General features: G+C 60.9%; 3 protein-coding genes. All 3 read left to right on the top strand.

Annotated elements, in window-relative coordinates; translation table 11 throughout:
- Positions 1-318 (top strand): DUF3592 domain-containing protein (locus ABRP87_RS11185; protein WP_349868846.1); only part of this gene is annotated, 318 nt, incomplete at its 5' end.
- Positions 319-378: 60 nt separating this feature from the next.
- On the top strand, positions 379-1578 hold the full coding sequence (locus ABRP87_RS11180; RefSeq protein ID WP_349868844.1) for a glycosyltransferase family 4 protein: 1200 nt from the start codon (positions 379-381) through the stop codon (positions 1576-1578).
- Between the two features lie 11 nt (positions 1579-1589).
- Positions 1590-1981: class I SAM-dependent methyltransferase (locus tag ABRP87_RS11175; RefSeq protein ID WP_349868842.1), on the top strand; the 392-nt coding region annotated here is incomplete at its 3' end.

Raw genomic sequence — 1981 nt, 5'->3', positions numbered from 1 at the left:
GCGCAGCCTAGCCGGGCCTTGGCAACGGTCAAGGACGTCGGCGTGCTGCGCACCACCGTGGATTTTCAAGATAGTGACGGGATCTATCATTCCCCGCGGCAAGGATTGCTCTATCCCACCGACCTGGGTGAGGGCCAGCAGGTGTGGGTGCAGTACGCCGAGGATAATCCGGATTTGGTGAAGGTAGAAGGCCGCGAATGGACCTTGGCGGTCATACCGGCGCTGTCCGTGGCCATCGTGTCGACGCTTGCCGCCGTGGGTTTGTGGCGGCTCATTAACCTGACCACCCGCCGCGCTGAAAAGCCCGCTGAAAAATAATTTACCCAGATTTTTCATTGGATTCACCAAAGGCCAAGAAAAATAGGCCATTATGGTGGCATGCGAGTTGCAATCGTGGCCGAATCGTTCCTCCCCAATGTCAATGGCGTGACAAACTCGGTGCTGCGCGTTTTGGAGCACCTGCACGAAACCGGACACGATGCGATTGTCATCGCTCCCGGTGCCCGCGAGGGTCAAGAAGAAATCCCCGATTATTTGGGCTTTCCCATCTACCGCGTGCCCACCGTGCGCGTGCCGCTGGTGGATTCGCTGCCGGTGGGCGTGCCTACCACGGCCGTGGATGACGCGCTGCGGAAATTCAAGCCCGATATCATCCACCTAGCTAGCCCGTTTGTGTTGGGTGCGGCGGGCGCATTTTCGGCCCGCCAACAGCGCATTCCGGCAGTGGCGCTCTACCAAACCGATGTTGCGGGGTTCGCCACCAAGTACCACGCCTCCGCCTTGGCTTATGGCGTGTGGGAGTGGCTGCGTACCATCCACAATTCCTGCCAGATGACCCTGGCACCGTCCTCGCTGACCATCCGGGATTTGGAAAAGCACCACATCAAGCACGTGCGCCACTGGGGCCGCGGCGTCAATGCCGAGCTATTCCATCCCGAAAAACGCTCTGCTAGCCTGCGCCGCAGCTGGGACCGGAGCGGAAAGAAAAACATCGTCGGCTTCGTCGGCCGCTTGGCCGCGGAAAAGGGCGTGCACCGCTTGTCCGCCCTCAATGGCCGCGAGGATATTCAGCTGGTTATTGTTGGTGACGGCCCCGAGCGCCCCCTGCTGGAGGCACAGCTTCCCAACGCCGTGTTTACTGGTGCGCTGAGCGGCGAGGAGCTAGCCCAGGCCTATGCCTCGCTCGATGTCTTTGTGCACGCCGGCGAATTTGAAACCTTCTGTCAGTCCATCCAGGAGGCCCAGGCCTCTGGCGTGCCCACCATCGGCCCGCGGGCAGGCGGGCCCGTGGACCTTATCCAGGAAGGCTATAACGGCCTGCTCTTAGACGTGGATAGCTTTGTCGAGGATCTGCCTAATGCCGTCGATGCGCTTTTAAACCCAGAGATCCATGCGGAGTTGCGGGATAATGCCCGCGCATCCATTTCTTCGAAGACGTGGACCGCGCTGTGCGAGCAGCTGGTGGGCTACTACGAAGAGGTGCTAGAAGATACCCGGCGGGTGCCGCTGACCATTTTGGGGCAGCGCCCAGAGCTGCCGCGGTGGGCGGCTCGTGCCCTCGGCGCACGCGTAGCCTAGACTAGGCATTTGTGTCTAAGGCAGATCTGGATAAAAAGCCCTTCGACGTCGCGCGCATGTTTGACGCCGTCGGCGAAAAATACGACCTCACCAATACCGTCTTGTCCTTTGGGCAGGACAAGCGCTGGCGCAAGCGCACCCGCGAACGCCTTAACCTGCAGCCGGGGGAGAAGGTACTCGACCTCGCGGCCGGAACCGCGGTGTCCACAGAAGAGCTGTCGAAGTCCGGCGCGTGGTGCGTAGCCTGCGATTTTTCGCGCGGCATGCTCGCCGCCGGAAGCGAGCGCGACGTGCCCAAGGTGGCCGGCGATGGCATGAAATTGCCCTTTGCGGATAATACGTTTGACGCCGTCACCATCTCCTACGGTCTGCGTAATATCCACGATTACGAGCTGGGGCTTCG

Source organism: Corynebacterium sp. KPL2830, assembly GCF_040225635.1.
Classification (GTDB): Bacteria; Actinomycetota; Actinomycetes; order Mycobacteriales; family Mycobacteriaceae; genus Corynebacterium.
Note: the sequence above shows the minus strand (reverse complement) of the source record. Positions and strands in the feature narration are given on the sequence as shown.

Bases quoted from the DNA above. Each gene is read 5' to 3' on its own strand.
- ABRP87_RS11180 (WP_349868844.1), top strand. From the start codon at position 379: ATGCGAGTTGCAATCGTGGCCGAATCGTTCCTCCCCAATGTCAATGGC.